At 29.3% G+C, this 19,514-nt stretch carries 31 protein-coding genes, 1 tRNA gene and 1 rRNA gene; 2 read left to right on the forward strand and 31 right to left on the reverse strand.

The features are described 5' to 3' along the window. Positions 1-22 precede the first annotated feature (22 nt). The 4 genes from RJT40_RS01645 to RJT40_RS01660 form a co-directional block, all read right to left on the reverse strand. Positions 23-2,935: ribosomal RNA gene (locus RJT40_RS01645) — 23S ribosomal RNA — on the reverse strand. 154 nt (positions 2,936-3,089) lie between these two features. Beyond that, positions 3,090-3,162: transfer RNA gene (locus RJT40_RS01650), tRNA-Glu, on the reverse strand. A gap of 107 nt (positions 3,163-3,269) precedes the next feature. Beyond that, positions 3,270-4,118, reverse strand: coding sequence for a shikimate dehydrogenase (aroE, locus tag RJT40_RS01655; protein WP_343182451.1), 849 nt, complete (start codon positions 4,116-4,118; stop codon positions 3,270-3,272). Further along, a complete protein-coding gene (locus RJT40_RS01660; RefSeq protein WP_343182452.1) occupies positions 4,108-4,686 on the reverse strand; it encodes a Sua5/YciO/YrdC/YwlC family protein in 579 nt (192 codons plus the stop codon). The genes aroE and RJT40_RS01660 overlap by 11 nt, the downstream gene beginning before the upstream one ends. A 100-nt stretch (positions 4,687-4,786) precedes the next feature. Here RJT40_RS01660 and def point away from each other — a divergent pair, with 100 nt between their 5' ends. Both def and fmt read left to right on the forward strand, forming a co-directional pair. After that, a complete protein-coding gene (gene def, locus RJT40_RS01665; protein ID WP_343182453.1) occupies positions 4,787-5,227 on the forward strand; it encodes a peptide deformylase in 441 nt (146 codons plus the stop codon). Between the two features lie 27 nt (positions 5,228-5,254). Beyond that, entirely contained in the window at positions 5,255-6,205 is a 951-nt protein-coding gene (fmt, locus tag RJT40_RS01670; protein WP_343182454.1) for a methionyl-tRNA formyltransferase, read from the forward strand. Between the two features lie 58 nt (positions 6,206-6,263). Here fmt and rplQ read toward each other — a convergent pair whose 3' ends face one another. The 27 genes from rplQ to rplC form a co-directional block, all read right to left on the reverse strand. Continuing rightward, a complete protein-coding gene (rplQ, locus tag RJT40_RS01675; protein WP_343182455.1) occupies positions 6,264-6,626 on the reverse strand; it encodes a 50S ribosomal protein L17 in 363 nt (120 codons plus the stop codon). Positions 6,627-6,670: 44 nt separating this feature from the next. Then, positions 6,671-7,663 (reverse strand): DNA-directed RNA polymerase subunit alpha, encoded by a 993-nt coding sequence (locus RJT40_RS01680; RefSeq protein WP_343182456.1) that lies wholly within the window; start codon positions 7,661-7,663, stop codon positions 6,671-6,673. A 28-nt stretch (positions 7,664-7,691) separates the two neighbouring features. Beyond that, positions 7,692-8,312: a 30S ribosomal protein S4 gene (rpsD, locus tag RJT40_RS01685; RefSeq protein WP_343182457.1), complete on the reverse strand. Its 621-nt coding sequence runs from the start codon at positions 8,310-8,312 to the stop codon at positions 7,692-7,694. A gap of 22 nt (positions 8,313-8,334) precedes the next feature. Next, positions 8,335-8,724, reverse strand: a complete 390-nt coding sequence (gene rpsK / locus RJT40_RS01690; protein ID WP_343182458.1) for a 30S ribosomal protein S11 — start codon at positions 8,722-8,724, stop codon at positions 8,335-8,337. A gap of 15 nt (positions 8,725-8,739) precedes the next feature. Beyond that, on the reverse strand, positions 8,740-9,096 hold the full coding sequence (gene rpsM / locus RJT40_RS01695) for a 30S ribosomal protein S13 (RefSeq protein ID WP_343182459.1): 357 nt from the start codon (positions 9,094-9,096) through the stop codon (positions 8,740-8,742). A 65-nt stretch (positions 9,097-9,161) separates the two neighbouring features. Then, positions 9,162-9,278 carry a 50S ribosomal protein L36 gene (gene rpmJ, locus RJT40_RS01700; RefSeq protein WP_343182460.1) on the reverse strand — a complete coding sequence of 39 codons (117 nt, stop codon included), beginning with the start codon at positions 9,276-9,278 and terminating at the stop codon, positions 9,162-9,164. Between the two features lie 42 nt (positions 9,279-9,320). After that, positions 9,321-10,652 carry a preprotein translocase subunit SecY gene (gene secY / locus RJT40_RS01705; protein WP_343182461.1) on the reverse strand — a complete coding sequence of 444 codons (1,332 nt, stop codon included), beginning with the start codon at positions 10,650-10,652 and terminating at the stop codon, positions 9,321-9,323. A 9-nt stretch (positions 10,653-10,661) separates the two neighbouring features. Next, positions 10,662-11,096: a 50S ribosomal protein L15 gene (gene rplO, locus RJT40_RS01710; protein ID WP_343182462.1), complete on the reverse strand. Its 435-nt coding sequence runs from the start codon at positions 11,094-11,096 to the stop codon at positions 10,662-10,664. Positions 11,097-11,102: 6 nt separating this feature from the next. Next, complete coding sequence (gene rpmD, locus RJT40_RS01715; RefSeq protein WP_343182463.1) at positions 11,103-11,285, reverse strand: 50S ribosomal protein L30; 183 nt, start codon at positions 11,283-11,285, stop codon at positions 11,103-11,105. A gap of 17 nt (positions 11,286-11,302) precedes the next feature. After that, the gene (gene rpsE, locus RJT40_RS01720; RefSeq protein ID WP_428994198.1) at positions 11,303-11,773 is read right to left on the reverse strand and encodes a 30S ribosomal protein S5; all 471 of its coding nucleotides are present in this window, start codon (positions 11,771-11,773) and stop codon (positions 11,303-11,305) included. Between the two features lie 42 nt (positions 11,774-11,815). Beyond that, on the reverse strand, positions 11,816-12,172 hold the full coding sequence (gene rplR, locus RJT40_RS01725) for a 50S ribosomal protein L18 (RefSeq protein WP_428994199.1): 357 nt from the start codon (positions 12,170-12,172) through the stop codon (positions 11,816-11,818). Positions 12,173-12,184: 12 nt separating this feature from the next. After that, complete coding sequence (rplF, locus tag RJT40_RS01730) at positions 12,185-12,721, reverse strand: 50S ribosomal protein L6 (RefSeq protein WP_343182466.1); 537 nt, start codon at positions 12,719-12,721, stop codon at positions 12,185-12,187. A gap of 18 nt (positions 12,722-12,739) precedes the next feature. Continuing rightward, complete coding sequence (rpsH, locus tag RJT40_RS01735) at positions 12,740-13,135, reverse strand: 30S ribosomal protein S8 (RefSeq protein ID WP_343182467.1); 396 nt, start codon at positions 13,133-13,135, stop codon at positions 12,740-12,742. Positions 13,136-13,168: 33 nt separating this feature from the next. Next, on the reverse strand, positions 13,169-13,474 hold the full coding sequence (gene rpsN, locus RJT40_RS01740) for a 30S ribosomal protein S14 (protein WP_343182468.1): 306 nt from the start codon (positions 13,472-13,474) through the stop codon (positions 13,169-13,171). A 17-nt stretch (positions 13,475-13,491) separates the two neighbouring features. Further along, positions 13,492-14,031 carry a 50S ribosomal protein L5 gene (gene rplE / locus RJT40_RS01745; RefSeq protein WP_343182469.1) on the reverse strand — a complete coding sequence of 180 codons (540 nt, stop codon included), beginning with the start codon at positions 14,029-14,031 and terminating at the stop codon, positions 13,492-13,494. Positions 14,032-14,039: 8 nt separating this feature from the next. Continuing rightward, positions 14,040-14,363, reverse strand: coding sequence for a 50S ribosomal protein L24 (rplX, locus tag RJT40_RS01750; RefSeq protein WP_343182470.1), 324 nt, complete (start codon positions 14,361-14,363; stop codon positions 14,040-14,042). A gap of 29 nt (positions 14,364-14,392) precedes the next feature. Further along, the gene (gene rplN / locus RJT40_RS01755; protein WP_343182471.1) at positions 14,393-14,761 is read right to left on the reverse strand and encodes a 50S ribosomal protein L14; all 369 of its coding nucleotides are present in this window, start codon (positions 14,759-14,761) and stop codon (positions 14,393-14,395) included. An 86-nt stretch (positions 14,762-14,847) separates the two neighbouring features. Then, on the reverse strand, positions 14,848-15,102 hold the full coding sequence (rpsQ, locus tag RJT40_RS01760) for a 30S ribosomal protein S17 (protein WP_343182472.1): 255 nt from the start codon (positions 15,100-15,102) through the stop codon (positions 14,848-14,850). Further along, positions 15,099-15,296, reverse strand: coding sequence for a 50S ribosomal protein L29 (gene rpmC, locus RJT40_RS01765; RefSeq protein ID WP_343182473.1), 198 nt, complete (start codon positions 15,294-15,296; stop codon positions 15,099-15,101). The genes rpsQ and rpmC overlap by 4 nt, the downstream gene beginning before the upstream one ends. Further along, entirely contained in the window at positions 15,296-15,706 is a 411-nt protein-coding gene (rplP, locus tag RJT40_RS01770) for a 50S ribosomal protein L16 (RefSeq protein ID WP_343182474.1), read from the reverse strand. Before rplP ends, rpmC begins: the two co-directional genes overlap by 1 nt. 5 nt (positions 15,707-15,711) lie before the next feature. Further along, positions 15,712-16,425: a 30S ribosomal protein S3 gene (rpsC, locus tag RJT40_RS01775; RefSeq protein ID WP_343182475.1), complete on the reverse strand. Its 714-nt coding sequence runs from the start codon at positions 16,423-16,425 to the stop codon at positions 15,712-15,714. An 18-nt stretch (positions 16,426-16,443) separates the two neighbouring features. Beyond that, the gene (rplV, locus tag RJT40_RS01780) at positions 16,444-16,776 is read right to left on the reverse strand and encodes a 50S ribosomal protein L22 (RefSeq protein ID WP_343182476.1); all 333 of its coding nucleotides are present in this window, start codon (positions 16,774-16,776) and stop codon (positions 16,444-16,446) included. A gap of 17 nt (positions 16,777-16,793) precedes the next feature. Beyond that, positions 16,794-17,069: a 30S ribosomal protein S19 gene (gene rpsS, locus RJT40_RS01785; protein ID WP_343182477.1), complete on the reverse strand. Its 276-nt coding sequence runs from the start codon at positions 17,067-17,069 to the stop codon at positions 16,794-16,796. A 19-nt stretch (positions 17,070-17,088) separates the two neighbouring features. Further along, the gene (rplB, locus tag RJT40_RS01790) at positions 17,089-17,916 is read right to left on the reverse strand and encodes a 50S ribosomal protein L2 (protein WP_343182478.1); all 828 of its coding nucleotides are present in this window, start codon (positions 17,914-17,916) and stop codon (positions 17,089-17,091) included. Positions 17,917-17,940: 24 nt separating this feature from the next. Continuing rightward, positions 17,941-18,243, reverse strand: coding sequence for a 50S ribosomal protein L23 (gene rplW / locus RJT40_RS01795; RefSeq protein ID WP_343182479.1), 303 nt, complete (start codon positions 18,241-18,243; stop codon positions 17,941-17,943). After that, positions 18,240-18,848, reverse strand: a complete 609-nt coding sequence (gene rplD / locus RJT40_RS01800) for a 50S ribosomal protein L4 (protein ID WP_343182480.1) — start codon at positions 18,846-18,848, stop codon at positions 18,240-18,242. The genes rplW and rplD overlap by 4 nt, the downstream gene beginning before the upstream one ends. Positions 18,849-18,857: 9 nt before the next feature. Next, on the reverse strand, positions 18,858-19,487 hold the full coding sequence (rplC, locus tag RJT40_RS01805; RefSeq protein WP_343182481.1) for a 50S ribosomal protein L3: 630 nt from the start codon (positions 19,485-19,487) through the stop codon (positions 18,858-18,860). Between the last annotated feature and the right edge of the window lie 27 nt (positions 19,488-19,514).

Here is a 19,514-nt window from a genome sequence, read left to right on the forward strand (position 1 = left end):
AAAAAAACAACTATAATATTGTAAGATCAAGCCTCTTGGGTAATTAGTACTGGTTAGCTCAACATATCACTATGCTTACACACCCAGCCTATCTACGTTGTAGTCTCCAACAACCCTTCAGTAGACTTTCGTCTCAGGGAAGACTAATCTTGAGGCAAGTTTCGTGCTTAGATGCTTTCAGCGCTTATCTTTTCCGCATATAGCTACCGGGCAATGCCATTGGCATGACAACCCGAACACCAGTGATGCGTCCACTTCGGTCCTCTCGTACTAGAAGTAGACCCTCTCAATCTTCCTACGCCCACGGCAGATAGGGACCGAACTGTCTCACGACGTTCTAAACCCAGCTCGCGTACCACTTTAAATGGCGAACAGCCATACCCTTGGGACCTGCTTCAGCCCCAGGATGTGATGAGCCGACATCGAGGTGCCAAACACCGCCGTCGATATGAACTCTTGGGCGGTATTAGCCTGTTATCCCCGGAGTACCTTTTATTTGTTGAGCGATGGCCCTTCCATACAGAACCACCGGATCACTAAGACCTGCTTTCGCATCTGCTCGCGTTATCACGCTCGCAGTTAAATTGGCTTATGCCTTTACACTAACCTCACGATTTCCGACCGTGATTAGCCAATCTTTGTGCTCCTCCGTTACTCTTTAGGAGGAGACCGCCCCAGTCAAACTACCCACCAGACACTGTCTCTATATCGGATAACGATATTAGGTTAGAATACTAAATGTCAAAGGGTGGTATTTCAAGGTTAACTCCATTAAACCTGGCGATTTAACTTCTTAGTTTCCCACCTATCCTACACATTAAAATTCAATATTCAATGTCAAGCTATAGTAAAGGTTCACGGGGTCTTTCCGTCTTGCCGCGGGTACACTGCATCTTCACAGCAATTTCAATTTCACTGAGTCCCAGGTGGAGACAGCCTAGCCATCATTACGCCATTCGTGCAGGTCGGAACTTACCCGACAAGGAATTTCGCTACCTTAGGACCGTTATAGTTACGGCCGCCGTTTACCGGGGCTTCTATCAAAAGCTTCAAGTGTTACCTTTAACTTCATTAATTAACCTTCCGGCACCGGGCAGGCGTCACACCGTATACTTCCACTTACGTGTTTGCACAGTGCTGTGTTTTTAATAAACAGTTGCAGCCAGCTGGTATCTTCGACTGATTTCAGCTCAAAAAGTAAATTTCATCACTTACATATCAGCGTGCCTTCTCCCGAAGTTACGGCACCATTTTGCCTAGTTCCTTCACCTGGGTTCTCTCAAGCGCCTTGGTATACTCTACCTAACCACCTGTGTCGGTTTTGGGTACGATTTAATTTTACCTATAGCTTAGAGGATTTTCCTGGAAGTGTGGTATCAATTACTTCATTACCGTAGTAACTCGTCATCGCGCCTCAACTTAAAAATAACCGGATTTTCCTAGTTATTATATCTACACGCTTAAACTGGGATATCCGTTACCCAGATAATCTAACCTACTTCGTCCCCCCTTCGCAGTAAAATCAAGCACAGGAATATTAACCTGTTTCCCATCGATTACGCCCTTCGGCCTCACCTTAGGGGTCGGCTTACCCTGCCCCGATTAACGTTGGACAGGAAACCTTGGTTTTTCGGCGAGCAGGTTTTTCACCTGCTTTATCGTTACTCATGTCAGCATTCGCACTTCTGATACCTCCAAAATATTTTACAATATTCCTTCGCAGGCTTACAGAACGCTCCTCTACCCAATAAAAAAAAATATTTTATTGCCACAGCTTCGGTACATAATTTAGCCCCGTTAAATCTTCCGCGCAGGCTGACTTGACCAGTGAGCTATTACGCTTTCTTTAAATGATGGCTGCTTCTAAGCCAACATCCTGGTTGTCTATGACTTCCCACATCGTTTCCCACTTAATTATGATTTTGGGACCTTAGCTGGTGATCTGGGTTGTTTCCCTTTCCACAACGGACGTTAGCACCCGCTGTGTGTCTCCCGTAATAACATTCTTTGGTATTCGGAGTTTGCATCGGATTGGTAAGCCGGTATGGCCCCCTAACCGAAACAGTGCTCTACCCCCAAAGATGAATTTACGAGGCGCTACCTAAATAGCTTTCGAGGAGAACCAGCTATCTCCCGGTTTGATTGGTCTTTCACCCCTAGCCATAGGTCATCCGCTGATTTTTCAACATCAGTCGGTTCGGTCCTCCAGTTGGTTTTAACCAACCTTCAACCTGCCCGTGGCTAGATCACCGGGTTTCGGGTCTGTATCTTGCAACTTATCGCCCATTTAAGACTCGGTTTCCCTACGGCTCCCTTATATAGAAGTTAACCTTGCTACAAAATACAAGTCGCTGACCCATTATACAAAAGGTACGCAGTCACCTGATAAATTAGGCTTCTACTGCTTGTACGTATACGGTTTCAGGATCTATTTCACTCCCCTAACCGGGGTTCTTTTCACCTTTCCCTTACGGTACTAGTTCACTATCGGTCAATCAGGAGTATTTAGCCTTGGAGGATGGTCCCCCCATCTTCAAACAAGATTTCTCGTGTCCCGTTCTACTTTTTGAGTTTACTAAATATATTCTTTCATATACTGGGCTATCACCATGTTTCGCTATTTTTTCCAAAATATTCTATTAGAATTTATTTAGCGTATAACTCTAGGCTTCTCCCTTTTCGCTCGCCACTACTAAGGGAATCTCAATTGATTTCTTTTCCTCAAGATACTTAGATGTTTCAGTTCTCTTGGTTCGCTTTATCAACTTATGAATTCAGTTGATAATGACATTAAAATTCATGTCGGGTTTCCCCATTCGGATACTACCGGTTATAACGCTTCTTATCAGCTTACCGATAATTTTCGCAGATTAGCACGTCCTTCATCGCTTCTGATTGCCAAAGGCATCCACCATATACGCTTAATCGCTTGATCTAACAACTTATAGTTGTTTTTTTTATTAATTTTATATTTTAAAAGAACATATCGAATTTCATATTTTATTTTATAAAAATAAAATATAAAACTCAAATTATTTTTATATATTAACACAAAACAGATTTTTTAGATACATATTTTTTAATTTTTATGTCCCCTAGGGGATTTGAACCCCTGTTGCCGCCGTGAAAGGGCGATGTCCTAGACCTCTAGACGAAGGGGACAAAACAATATAACAATAAAGTTATTAATCATAATTTCATACAATTACAGAATCAGATTATTACAAAACATCAAAAAATAGTCAAGAATATTTTCTAAAAATATAATTTTAATAAAATATATATTTTTTATTTTTATTTAAAATAAAAATTACCGTTTCAACAGAAGGAAAGATACCACTCCATAAATAAAAAGAATATGCTGCTTGACTTACTAACATTCCAATACCATCAGAAAAATAAACAGCACCATGATTTTTACACCAAGATAAAAAAGGAGTTAATTCATCACTATAACATATATCATAAAATATATTACGTTCAGGATATAAAATCACATCAGAAGAAAAAAAATGAAATTTTTGATTATTACTTAAAGTTGTAGCATTAATAATCAAATCATAATCAAAAGATTTAATACAAGAAACATGAATAGCACGAATTAAACCATATTTTACAAAATATTTTTCTAAAGATTGCGCTCTAGAAAAAGTACGATTAACGATATCAACAGAACATTTTAAAAACAACAAATGTGGAATAATTCCACGAGCAGCACCGCCTGCACCTAATAATAATACTTTATATTTCTTATCAATAAAATTTAATCTTTTCAAATCATATATACAACCAATTCCATCAGTATTATCTCCTAAAATTCTATCATTTTCAATTTTTTTTAAAACATTAACAGAACCAGAAAGTCTTGCTATATCAGTTAAAACATGAGGAATATGTAATGCTTGTTCTTTATATGGAACAGTAATATTTGCACCTAATCCATGTGTAGAAAAAAAATTTAAAACAAACGAAAAAAAATTTTTTTTTTCTAAACACTTCACATCGTAATGAAAAAAAAATTTAGTATTTTTAGAAAATATTTTATAAATTTCTGGAGATTTAGAATTTTTAATAGGATTACCAAATAACATATAATTTACATTATTATCACTTAACATCACGAATACATTCTCCGGTCATAATATTAATAATTTTAGAAGGATAATTAAATTTTCCAATATCACCAAACAATACCGGAAAAGATAATCCAAAATATTTTAATACATCTTCCTTAGATCGAGCAGCACTCATTCCAGAAATATTTGCACTAGTTGAAATTATTGGTTTTTTAAAAAAATAACATAATTTTTTTAAGATAGAATAATGAACAATACGTATTGCAACTAAATCAGAATACCCAGTAATCAACTGAGAAATAGTATTTTTTGCTGGTACTAAAAAAGTCACAAAATCATGTTTACTAGAAATTAAATCACATTTCTTTGCATAAGATAATCGATCTTCATCAATATATGGAATGAATTTATTATAATTATCAGAAATTAGAATAAAACCTTTATTTTTTTTTCTTTTTTTTAATTTTATTAATTTCATCACCGTCTTTTCATTATCAGGATTACATCCTAGACCAAAAACAGACTCTGTCGGATAAGCAATAATTTTATTTTTCTTTAATAAATGTATATAATATAAAAAATTATTATCTTTTTTAAAATCAATTAACATAATATTATAATTATTTAAATAATATATCAATTATATATATATATATATATATAAAATAAAAAAAATTAAAAAAATATTAAAATTATACAGAAAATAAAAAATGACTTTATTAAAAATACTTAAATATCCAAATAAAAAATTAACAAGAAATACAAAAAAAGTAAAACAAATTAATAAAAAAATACATAAAATTATACATAATATGTTTGAAACAATGTATCATCACAACGGAATTGGCCTAGCGGCTCCGCAAGTAGATATTCATTTAAAAATTATTGTTATTGATATAATGCAACAACCATCTCAACCAATAGCATTATTAAATCCAAAAATTATATACCGATATGAAAATATTACTACCGAAGAAGAATGTCTTTCATTGCCAGGTATAAAAAAAAAAATTACTCGATTCAATAAAATAAAAATCAATGCTTTAAATTATTATGGAAAACCTATCGTTATCACAGCAGAAAATCTATTGTCAATTTGTATACAACATGAAATGGATCATTTAAATGGAAAACTACTAATTGATTATTAAAATCAATTATGAAAAATAAAAAATGAAATGAAAAAAAAAAAACCATTAAAAATAATTTTCGCAGGAACGCCATATTTCGCAGCATGTCACTTAGAAAAAATATTAAAATATCATCACGTAATAGCAGTACTAACACAACCTGATAGATGTAACAAAAGAGGAAAAAAAATTAAATTTTCTCCAGTCAAAGAAATTGCATATAAAAATAATATTCCAATTATACAATTAAAAAAGATAAAAAAAAAATCAGATTGTATAGAATTGTTAAAAATAAAAGCAGATATCATGATAGTTATTGCATATGGATTGATACTACCAAAATTTTTAATAAAACAATTCCCATTGGGATGTATTAATGTACATCCATCTTTATTGCCAAAATGGAGAGGTTGTTCACCAATTCAACATGCTATACTACATGGAGATAAACGAACTGGAGTCACCATCATTCAAATGAATGAAAAAATTGACTCAGGGAAAATTATCAATATACAATCTTGTATAATAAAAAAACAAGAAACAACAAATAGTTTAATAAAAAAATTATGTATTATTGGAAAAAAAATTACATTAAAAACATTAGATGAAATAACAAAAAAAAAATATCAACTGAAAACACAAAATGAAAAACAAGCAACATATTCTCAAAAATTAAACAAGTCAATGGGGAAAATAAGTTTTTTTCTACATGCAAAAAATATAGAACGAATGATTAGAGCATTCAATCCATGGCCTGGAACATATATTCAAATAAATGATATGCAAATTAAAATACATAAAGCAAATATAATAACCAATAATACAAAAAACAAAATTGGAAAAATTATAAAAATTAATAAAAATGGAATACAAATACAAACAAAAAAAAATATTTTAAATATCCAAAAAATACAAATACCAGGAAAAAAAATTATTACAGTTGAACAATTGATACAAACAAATCAAAAAATATTCCAAAAAAATCAAATAATAAAATAAAAAATATAAACGGCAATAAAATGCCGTTATATCAATTAAAAAAATAAAATTAAAAATTCTATGCTAAACGACCTACAAACTTAATATATGCAAGAGACGCTTTATCTCCAATTCTAAACCCATATTTTAAAATTTGCGTATATCCTCCAGAACGATTTAAAAAATATGGTCCAATTTCATTAAATAATTTTAATACACTATAATTATCTCTAATTTTCGAAAAAACTAATCTCCTATTCGCAATATTATCGATTTTTGCAACTGTAATAAGTGGTTCAATAATAGTACGTAATTCTTTTGCTTTTGGTAGTGTTGTTTTAATAATTTCATATTTTAATAATGAACAGACCATATTATTAAACATAGCTGTTAAATGGCTAGATTTACGATTTAAACAACGACCACTTTTTCTATGTCTCATATAAATTCCTTATACAAAAAAATATATAAATATATCTTATTTGATTAACCTAAAATATCTTTAGGAGGCCAATTTTTTAATTTCATACCCAAAGAAAATCCTTTTGCAGCTAATATATCTTTAATTTCCATTAAAGATTTTTTTCCAAGATTAGGAGTTTTTAATAATTCTACTTCTGTTTTTTGTACTAAATCTCCTATATAATGTATTTTTTCTACTTTTAAACAATTTGCAGAACGTACTGTTAATTCTAAATCATCTACAGAACACAACAAAATAGGATCAAAATCAGGTTTTTTTTCTTTTACTTTCATAGGTTTTTGCACAACATAATTTAAATCAATAAACGTCGTTAATTGATCGGACAAAATTGTTGCTGCTTTTCGAATAGCTACCTCAGGATCAATTGTTCCATTTGTTTCTAATTCTATAATTAATTTATCCAAATCTGTTCGTTGCTTAACTCTAGCGGATTCTACAGTATATGCAACACGTTCTATAGGACTATAACAGGCATCTAAAGATATACAGCCAATATTTTTATTAACATCATATTTTGCTATTCTAGAAGCAGCGGTAATATATCCAATACCTTGCTCAACTTTCATTTTCATTTCAATTGAAGCAGATTGATCAGTTAAATTGCAAATTATATGTTCTAAATTAATTAATTCAACACTACCATCATGAATGATATCACTAGCTTTCACAGTAGTAATACCAGATTTCTTTAATCTCAATATTACTGAATCTTTATTATATACTTTAATTGCTAATTCTTTTAAATTTAGTAGTATAGTAAGAATATCTTCTTGTATTCCCGATTTTGCACTATACTCATGCAGCATTCCCTTAATTTGCACTTCAGTAATAGCATATCCAGGAATAGAAGATAACAAAATTCTCCTTAAAGCATTTCCAATAGTATGACCAAAACCTCTTTCCAAAGGCTCTAAAATTACTTTAAAATGTGTACGACTAAAATGTTCAATATCTACTATACTAGGCTTTAAAAAACCTTTCGCAATACTTTGCATATAAAACTCCCAATCATGTATTTATAATTTATTTTGAGTAAAATTCAATAATTAGGTGTTCATTAATATCCGGAGGTAAATCTGCACGATCAGGAACGCGAATAAATTTTCCTTCTAATCTATTTACATTAATATCTAACCAATCAGGAATTTCTCTTTGTTTTAATAATTTTAATGAAACTTTAATTCTTAATTGATTACAAGATTTATGACACACTTTAATAATATCATTTGGAAATAATTGATATGATGCAATATTAACAATATTCCCATTTACCATAATTGATTTATGATTAATTAGTTGTCTTGCTTCTGCTCGAGTAGAACCAAAACCCATTTTATATACCACATTATCTAATCTACTTTCCAAAAATTGTAATAAATTTTCTCCAGTATTTCCCTTTAATTTCACAGATTTTTTATAATAATTTCGAAACTGACGTTCTAGTATACCATATAAACGACGTAATTTTTGTTTTTCTCGTAACTGTATCCCATATTCAGATAATCTAGATCTTCTTATCCCTTGTTGCCCCGGTAATTGATTAATTTTACATTTAGAATCAATTGTACGATTCCCTGATTTTAAAAATAAATCTATATTTTCTCTACGACTTAATTTTAATTTTGGTTTCAAATATTTTGCCATATTCATCTCTCTATATTTAAAATTATACACGACGTTTTTTAGGTGGACGACAACCATTATGAGGAATGGGAGTAATATCAATAATATTTGTAATTTTAAATCCAGCAACATTTAATGCACGAATTGTTGATTCTCTTCCAGGACCAGGACCTTTAACCATAACTTCTAAATTCTTAATACCATAATCTTTTACTAATTCAATACATCTTTCTGCAGCAACTTGTGCTGCAAATGGAGTAGATTTTCTTGATCCGCGAAATCCTGAACCACCAGCTGTAGCCCAACCTAATACATTACCTTGACGATCCGTAATAGTTACTATAGTATTATTAAAGGAAGCATGAATATAAGCAATACCATCTAAAATATGTTGCTTAATTTTTTTTTTTGTCCGAATAGTATTTTTATTCATAATATATTCTCTAAATTATTTTTTAATTGGTTTTCGTGGTCCTTTTCTGGTACGAGCATTTGTTTTTGTTCGTTGCCCGTGCACAGGTAAACTACGACGATGTCTAAATCCACGATAACATCCTAAATCAATTAATCTTTTAATATTTAATGTTCTTTCACGCCGTAAATCTCCCTCTATAATCAATTTTGAAAGCGCATGTCTTAAACTATCTAATTGCAAATTATTTAAATCTTTTATTTTTGTATTTTGAGAAATACCGCACTGTATACAGATCATTTTAGATCTTGCTTTTCCAACGCCATAAATCGCTTGTAAACCAATTGAAATATGTTTTTCATTTGAAATATTAATTCCTGCAAGACGAACCATGAAATTCCTCTACTTTATAATTAATTAAACAAACTTAATATTATGTAATATAAATTATAAAAAAATTATCCCTGTCGTTGTTTGTGTTTAGGATAATTTGTACAAATTACACGCAACACATTCTTTCTCTTCACGATTTTACAGTTACGGCATAATTTTTTAATTGATGTGCGCACCTTCATATTATTTATTCCATATTTTTTATTTTAAGATAATTAAATATTTTAATATAAATTATGTTTACTTAATGGAAATTTTTTTAAAATAGAATTATATTTATTAGAAATCATTAATGTTTGAAATTGTGTCATAAACTCTATAATTACTACTACTAAGATTAATAAAGAGGTGCCTCCAAAATAAAATGGAACATGTACGATTAACTTTAATATATCTGAGAAAAAATAAATAAAAATAATATAAATTGCATTAATTAAAATTAAACGTTTAATAATTCCTCCAATATATGAAGAAGTTTGTAAACCTGGTCTAATACCTGGGATAAGTACTCCAGATCTTTTTAAATTTTCTGCAATATCTCTTGAATTACATACTGAAAAAGAATATATATAACAAAAAAAAATAACTAAAAAACAATAGAAAAAAATATATAATATATGACCAGGATGCATATAATATATTATATTTAATAAGATATTTGAATGAACATAATTACTAAGATATGTACACAACATAAATAAAAAAATAACTACACTAGAAGCCAAAATAGAGGGTATAATACCAGACATATTTAATTTTAAAGGCAAATGCGTATTATGCGTCATATATACTGTATTTACATACCGTTGCTTAGAATAATATAAATTCACTTTTCTATAACTACTTTCAATAAAAACTATAAAAAAGGTAATAAAAAAAATCACAGATAAAATTAATATAATATATAAAAATGCAAAACTTTTTAACCAAAAAAAATTCATAGCATGTAGTATCGAGATAGGAAATTTAGAAATTATTCCTAAAAATACAATCATAGAAATTCCATTTCCAATTCCAAATGCAGTAACTAGCTCCCCCAACCACATAACAATCATTGTACCGGTAGATAAACTAATTATTGTAGTAAGCACAAAACGTACATTAAAATCTTTAATTAATCCTGAAATTCCATCAATATGAGGTAAAGCATAAGAAATTCCTATAGATTGTAAAACAGAAATTAATAAAGTTATATATCTAATATATTGACTGTGCTTTTTTTTTTTTTGTTCATCTATTTTAGTATGAAATAAATTTTTTTTTTTTAAAGTCAGTAATTGCATAATTATAGAAGCAGAAATATATGGCGTAATCCCCAAAGAAAAAATAGATGCATGACTTAAAGCTCCACCAGAAAACATATTAAATAAATCAAATATATTGCCTTTTTGTAGTTGCAAAAAATTTAATACAACAAAATAATTTATACCTGGAATAGGTACAAATAAACCTATTCTAAATATTATAATTACAAAAATTAACAAAATAATTCTTTGTTTTACTTCTAATAAAGTACTACTAATATTTTTAAATTTTCTTTGAATTTTATTAATCATGTTAAAAAACTATTTCCTCAATTGTCCACCTAATTTCTTTATAATTTCATCAACGCTTTTTGTAACTCTTATTCCTTGAACAATAATAGATTTATTTAATTTACCAGAATTAATAATTTTTACATACTTAATATTTTTCTTAATAATACTATTTTTTTTTAAAACACTTAAATTTACAAAATTTCCAGAAATCTTTTGTATATCAAAAAAATTAATTTCTGCTGTTATATTTTTCCTTTTAGAAAAAAAACCAAATTTTGGAATACGACGATATAAAGGTGTTTGTCCACCTTCAAAACCTCTCCTAATACTTACTCCTTTTCTAGATTTTTGTCCTTTATGACCTCTTCCACATGTTTTACCGAAACCGCTACCAATTCCTCTACCAACACGTTTAGATTTTTTTTTTGATCCATTGCTTGATTTTAAAGTATGTAAATACAAGTTATATTATCCTTTTGAAATTTTTACCATATAAAATATTTTACTAATCATACCTCGAATCGCCGGAGTATCATTTAAAATCACTTTATGACCAATATGTCGTAAACCTAATCCCTTTAACGCACCTCGATGATTTGGTATACGTCCAATACTACTTTTAATTTGAGTAATAGTAATTTTTTTTTTCATAATAATATTTTCATTACTTATATTTCAGAAGTTAATTTATTTCTTTTTCTTGCAATCATATCTATTGATTGCATATTTTTTAAACCATTTATTGTAGCACGTGCAACATTAATTGGATTTGTTGAACCATATGTTTTTGCTAATACATCATGAATACCCACCACTTCTAATACTGCTCTCATCGCACCTCCAGCAATAATCCCTGTTCCTTTAGAAGCTGGTTTCATAAAAACAAACGAACTTGTATGATAACCTTTCACAGTATGTTGCAATGTTCCATTTTTAATGGCAATAAAAATCATATTTTTACGAGCTTGTTCCATAGCTTTTTGAATAGCTGCAGGAACTTCCCTAGCTTTTCCATAACCTATTCCAACTTTTCCTTTATGGTTACCTACCACTGTTAATGCAGAAAATGAAAAAACTCTCCCTCCTTTCACTGTTTTAGATACTCTATTCACAGCAATCAACTTTTCTTTATAATCCATATTTTTTTTTTTTTCATAATACTTAACGTTCATTAATTTTCCTTAAAATTTTAATCCTGCTTTTCTAGCAGCATCTGCTAAACATTTAATTCTACCATGGTATTTAAATCCAGATCGATCAAAAGAAACTATTGTAATTCCAATCTTTAATGCTCTTTTCGCAATAATCAATCCAACTATACTAGCAGATTGTTTATTACCTGTATAACCAAAAATACTTTTTTTAACTTGATTATCTAATGTAGAAGCAGATGTTAACACAAAAGAAGTTTTTGCATCAATAACTTGAGTATATATATGTCGAGATGTTCGATGTATAACTAATCGAATTGCATTTAAATCACGTAATTTACAACGTGTTTTCCACCCTCTTTTCATTCGAGCATATTTTTTGCTCACTATAGTTTTCATTTATTTTTTCTTAGCCTCTTTAATACGAATAAATTCATTAAAATATCGTACTCCTTTCCCTTTATATACTTCAGGCTTACGCTGAGATCGTATATTAGCTGCAATTTGTCCTAACAGTTGTTTATTAATACTCTTTAAAGTGATCTCAGTAGCAGAAATATTTTCAACAACGATGTCATTTGGCAAAACATATTGAATTTTATGTGAATATCCTAATAACATAACTATAGTGTTATTTTTTTCCATATACATACGATAACCAACGCCAACTAATATCAATTTTTTAGTAAAACCAACTGTAATACCTAAAATGCTTGCATTAACTAAAGATCTCATTGTACCTGCTTGCATCCACCCATAACTTCTATTAACTTTAGAAAAAAAAAACAATTTATTATTACGATATTCCACCCGAACATGATCATGTAAAACATGTTTAGTTTGATATGTATTACAAACAATTGTAATTGTATTATTTTCTATTTTAAGATCAACATTTTGAGGAATAAAAATTGGTTTTTTTGCAATTCTAGACATATACAATAAATCTCCATATTAAGATACAGTACAAATTACTTCTCCTCCAACCCTCATACGAAAAGCTCTTTTGCTACTCATTACTCCTTTTGAAGTTGACAGTATTGCTATACCTAACCCATTCATTACTATTGGTAAATTATTTCTGTTATGATAAACTCGTAAACTTGGTTTGCTAATGCGTACAATTTCTGATATTACTGGCTTTCCATCAAAATATTTCAAAAAAATTTTTAACATTAATTGATTATTCTTATTTTTCAAAACAAAATAATCAATATACCCTTCATATCTTAAAACATTACTAATTGCTATCTTAAATTTAGAAGCAGGAATACTAACTGCATCTTTATTTGCTGATTGACTATTTCGAATCCTAGTCAACATGTCTGATATTGGATCTTGCATACTCATGATAATACTCCTCAAAATAATATATATTCAACTTTACCAACTTGATTTTCTTAATCCTGGTATTTCTCCTCGCATAGCTAATTCTCGTACTTTAATACGACTCAATCCAAATTTACTTAAAAAACCATGCGGCCTCCCCGTCTGAAAACATCGATTTCTTTGTCTCGATAAACTAGAATCACGAGGCAAAGTTTGTAACTTTAATACTGCTAACCATCTTTTTTTTTTTGAAGTCTTCATATTTAGAATTATTTTTTTTAATTTTTTTCTTTTTAAAAAAAATTTTTTCCCCAATTTAATACGCTTTAATTCTCTTGCTTTCATCGATTCTTTAGCCATACCATACTCCTAAAATATTATAATTGAAATGGAAAATTAAAAAATGATAATAATGATAAACATTCATGATCAGAATTAGCAGTAGTAATAATTGAAATATTTAAACCACGAATTTTATCAATATTATCATAATTAATTTCCGGGAAAATAATTTGTTCCCTAATACCTAAATTATAATTTCCTCTTCCATCAAAAGATTTTTTTGAAAATCCTCGAAAATCACGTATTCTAGGAATTACTACTTTTATTAAAGAATTTAAAAAATTCCATTTACGAAATTTTCTTAATGTTACCTTACATCCTAGAGGAACATTTTTTCTAATTTTAAAACCAGCTATCGATTTTCTCGATTTTGTAATACAAGGTTTTTGTCCAGATATTACCGATAAATCATTCATTGCTTGTTCTAAAAATTTTTTATTATCAGTTGCTTGTCCTACTCCCATATTTAAAACAATTTTATTTAATGTAGGTACTTGCATAACAGATTTATATCGAAATTTCGATATTAATTTTTTGACTACGACTGATTTATAATAATCATATAATTCAGACATAATAATCCTTATATTGAAGTAATAATTTTATTATTAGACTTGAAAAATCTAATTTTTTTCCCGTTAATATATTTAAAACCAACGCGATCAGGTTTTTTAATATCAGAATTAAAAATAGCTATATTAGAAATATGTATTAAAGACTCTTTTTTTATAATTCCAGCGCTTACTTTTTTCTCAGGTATTGCTTTTTGATGTTTTTTAACTAAATTGATTCCTTTAATAATAACTTTTTTTTTATCCGGAGAAACAAATTTTATCACTCCAACTTTTCCTTTATGTTTTCCAGAAATTATCATAACACGATCTAAAGAACGAATTTTTACTGCCATAATATATATACTCCGTATACTTATTAAAATTATAAAACCTCTGGAGCTAAAGAAACAATTTTCATAAATTTTTCTGTTCTTAACTCCCTCGTAACTGGTCCAAAAATTCGTGTTCCAATTGGTTGATCTAAATTATTCAGGATAACACAAGCATTATTATCAAAGCGAATTAAAGAACCATCAGCACGTCTAATTCCTTTTTTTGTTCGAACAACAATAGCTTTAAAAACTTCTCCTTTTTTCACTTTTCCTCTAGGAACAGCGTCTTTAATAGCAATTTTAATTAAATCACCAATCTTTGCATATCTCTTTCTAGAACCACCTAAAACCCTGATACACATAGCAGATTTTGCTCCTGAATTATCTGCAATTAATAAGATTGTTTGTTCTTGTATCATAAAAAATTCCCATTATAATATTAAACTATTTTAATATAAAAAATCAATCAAATAAAAAATATAAAACTTATGCTTTAAAAAATATTTTATACAACAAATTTTTTAATCACTTTAATTAATATCCAAGATTTTTTCCGAGAAATTGGTCGACATGAAGAAATTTCGACTATATCACCATTAGAACATTGATTTTTGCTATCATGAACATGTATTTTTTTTTTTTTCTTTACAATTTTTTGATAAATTGGATGTTGAACAAAACGTTCCGTAACAACAATAATAGATTTATCCATATGACTACGCAACACTTTTCCTTTTAAGATATGCTTTTTAATAATCATTCAATCTCCTTTTCTTGAATAGAAATTATTGTTCTAACACGTGCAATTTTTCTTCGAATAAATTTTAAAACATGCAACTTTTTTAGTTTTCCTGATAAAAACTGAACTCTTAAATTAAACTTTTCACGTAATAAATTTAATAACTCAGATTTTAATTCAGATAATGAATTTTTTCGCAATTTTATTTTTTTCATTAAAACACCGTTTTTTTTATAAAAATAGTTTTTACAGATAATTTCGATGTCGCTAACTTAAATGCTTGACGAGATTCTTCTTCAGATAATCCATCAATTTCATAAAGTATTTTACCAGGTTGAACTAAAGCAACCCAATATTCTACATTTCCTTTCCCTTTACCCATTCTCACTTCTAATGGTTTTTGAGTAATTGGTTTATCTGGGAAAACACGTATCCATAATTTACCTTGTCGTTTAATAAATTTTGCAATTACTCTTCTTGCAGATTCAATTTGACGTGCTGTTAATCTCCCTCTTGTAATTGCTTTTAAACCAAACATACCAAATTGAATATTTGAATTTACAATCAATCCTCTATTTTTACCTTTATGCATTTTTCGAAATTTAGTTTTTTTAGGCTGTAGCATAATACTTATAATCTCCTAAATTTTCTAGATTTTTTATATTGTTTTTTTTCCTTAAAAAACATTTTATTTTCATCATTAAAAAATTTCACACTATCTAATATTTCTCCTTTAAAAACCCACACTTTCACACCAATAATCCCATAAGTTGTATAAGCTTCTGCAAGACTATATTCAATATTAGCACGCAAGGTATGTAATGGTACCCTACCTTCTCGATACCATTCTCTTCTAGCAATTTCTGTTCCTCCTAAACGACCACTGACTTCCACTTTAATACCTTCTGCACCATATTTCATTGCATTTTGTACTGCCCGTTTCATAGCACGTCGGAACATAATTCTTCTTTCAAGTTGCATAGCAATATTATCAGCAATAAGTTTAGCATCCAATTCTGGTTTTTTTACTTCAGAAATATTAACTTGTGTTGGAAATCCTGTCATATTTGCGATAAAAAACCGTAACTTTTCAACATCTTCTCCTTTTTTACCAATTACAATACCTGGACGTGCTGTATAAATAGTAATACGTATACTTTTTGCTGGTCTTTCAATAACAATACGTGATATTGCCGCTTTAATTAACTTTTTTTGCAAAAAACTACGAATTTGAAAATCGCTATATAAATAACTAGCAAATTCCTTTTTATATGCAAACCAAGTAGAACTCCAATTTTTTATAATTCCTAATCTCATACCATGAGGATGAACTTTTTGACCCATTATAAATATTCCTTGAATTTATATACTAGATAAAATAATTGTAATATGACTAGTACGCTTTAAAATCCTATCAGATCTTCCCTTAGCTCTTGGCATCATGCGTTTTACCGTAGGTCCTTCATCAATTAAAATACATTTTATAAATAAATCTTTTCGATCATGATCATAATTATGTTCTGCATTTGCTATAGCAGAATGAAGCACCTTTTTTATAAGAATGGCAGCTTTTTTATTACTAAATTCTAAAATATGCAAAGAATGCAATACTTTTTTACCTCGAATTGCATCTGCAACTAATCTTAACTTTTGAGCAGAAGATTTCGCTTTTCTGTGTTTAGCTATAATATCCATAATTTATATACTACTTATCATTTTTTTATTTTCTTATCAGCAGTATGACCGCGATAAGTTCTTGTTAAAGCAAATTCCCCTAATTTATGACCTACCATATCTTCAGTAATAAATATCGGTATATGTTGCTTTCCATTATGTACAGAAATTGTTAATCCAACCATATTTGGAAAAATTGTAGAACGTCTAGACCAAGTTTTAATCGGTTTTTTACTACCACTACTTTCAGCTTTTTCTACTTTTCGCAATAAACTAAAATCAATAAACGGTCCTTTTCGAATCGATCTAGGCATAAAAATAAAATCCTTAATATTATTTGCTATTTTTACGACTTCGTAAAATAAATTTATCAGTTCTTTTATTTTTACGAGTTTTTTTTCCTTTAGTTTGTTTACCCCACGGAGTCACCGGATGTTTACCAAAATTTCTTCCCTCTCCACCACCATGAGGATGATCAATAGGATTCATAGCTGTTCCTCTGACTGTTGGTCGAATACCTCTCCAACGAGAAGCTCCAGCTTTTCCTAACATCTTTAACATATGTTCTGCATTACCAATTTCACCAATTGTAGCTCTACATGTTTCATAAATTTTTCTAATTTCTCCAGAACGTAATCTTACAGTAATGTATTTTTTTTCTTGAGAGATAATTTGTGCATAATTTCCAGCAGTACGAACAATTTGCCCTCCCTTCCCGGGTTTCATTTCAATATTGTGAATTAATGTACCATCTGGAATATTTTTAATAGGTAAATTATTTCCTATTTTAATCATCACTTTCTCTCCGGAAATAACTTTATGACCAACCTGTAAACCTTTAGGACATAAAATATAACTTCTAGTTCCATCATCATATAAAATTAATGCAATATGAGCAGATCGATTTGGATCATATTCTATTCTTTCAACACGAGCAAAAATATTATCTTTATATCGACGAAAATCGATGATACGTAACATTCGTTTACATCGACCACCAATATGTCTAACAGTAATACGACCATGATTATTTCTTCCTCCACTTTTACTATTGCTCCTCAAAAGCCCAGGCCATGGTCTTCCTTTATATAAATTCGGATTAATTACTTTCACTACATGTCGACGACCAGGAGAAGTCGGATTACATTTAATAATTGACATAAAAACTTAATAACCTCACAATATTTAAAGAACATGATTAATAAAATCTAATTTTTGACCTTTTTGTAATGTAACATAAGCTTTTTTCCAATTCTTTCGATATACGTTATATCTATTATGTTTTTTTACTTTGCCTTTTACTAATACTGTATTGATACATTTTATATTAACTGAAAATAACTTTTGAATTGCTAATTTAATTTCAGATTTTGTAGAAGAGATTAAAACCTTCAGCACTATAACATTACTTTTTTTTAAAAGTCTATTCGATTTCTCAGAAACATGAGGAGAAGATAATATTTCAAATAATTTATTTTTAGTAATCATATCAATATTTTCTCAATTTGTCTTATAGCATCGACAGTCACAATAACATTTTTAAAATTTAATAAACTAACAGGATCTAATTTCTTAACTTCTCTAACTAATACTTGATGTACGTTACTCGATGCTAAAAACAAATTTCGATCCATATGATCAATAATAATATATACTTCCGACAAAGATATATCATGTAATTTACTAATTAAAACTTTTGTTTTCGGTGATTCAATAGTAAAGCTTTTAAAAATTAATAAACGATTTTGTCGAATTAGAGTAGAAAAAATACTTCTCAAAGCACCACGATACATCTTTTTATTTACTTTTTGTTTATAAGATCTTGGTTTAGCTGCAAAAGTTACACCACCAGATCTCCAAATAGGACTTCTAATAGAACCTACTCTCGCTCTTCCAGTACCTTTTTGTCTCCATGGCTTTTTCCCCGAACCAGAAACATCAGATTTATTTTTTTGAGATTTACTCCCTTGTCTTGCACCAGCTAAATATGCAACAACAACTTGATGCACTAAATGATTATTATAATCTTGATTAAATACAACATCAGAAACGCAGATAGTAGAGGATGGATCATCCTTCATCATTAATTGCATTTTCCTTCCTTATAATTTTACTGATTTCTTGACAATTATATTCCCGCCAATAGATCCAGGAATTGAACCTTTTAAAAATAATAAATTGCAATCTACATCGATTTTAACAACTTTTAAATTTTGTATTGTAATACGCTTATTTCCTAACTGCCCAGCCATTTTTTTTCCTTTAAAAACTCTTCCAGGAGTCTGATTTTGACCAATAGAACCAGGTGCTCGATGTGATAATGAATTTCCATGCGTAGCATCTTGCATACTAAAATTCCACCTCTTGATAGTACCAGAAAAACCTTTACCTTTAGATATACCAACAACATCAACAAACTTAATAGAATTAAATATACTAATATCAATACCTTGGCCTAAAACAAAATTTTGATCATTTAATATCCGAAATTCCCATAAACCACGACCAATCATAACACCAGATTTCATATAATGCCCAATTTCTGGTTTAAGGTATTTATTTTTTTTTTTTAAACCTGTAGTAACCTGTATAGCATTATAACAATCACTTTTTTTATTTTTAATTTGAGTAACATAATTTTTTTTTATTTCTATTACCGTGATAGGAATTGCACAACCATCGTCAGTAAAAATTCTCGTCATTCCAATTTTCTTTCCTATTAATCCAATCATAAATTTCACCAATAATTATAAAAAATC

The organism is Buchnera aphidicola (Shivaphis celti) (assembly GCF_039349365.1).
GTDB classification, from domain to species: Bacteria; Pseudomonadota; Gammaproteobacteria; order Enterobacterales; family Enterobacteriaceae; genus Buchnera_L; species Buchnera_L aphidicola_AL.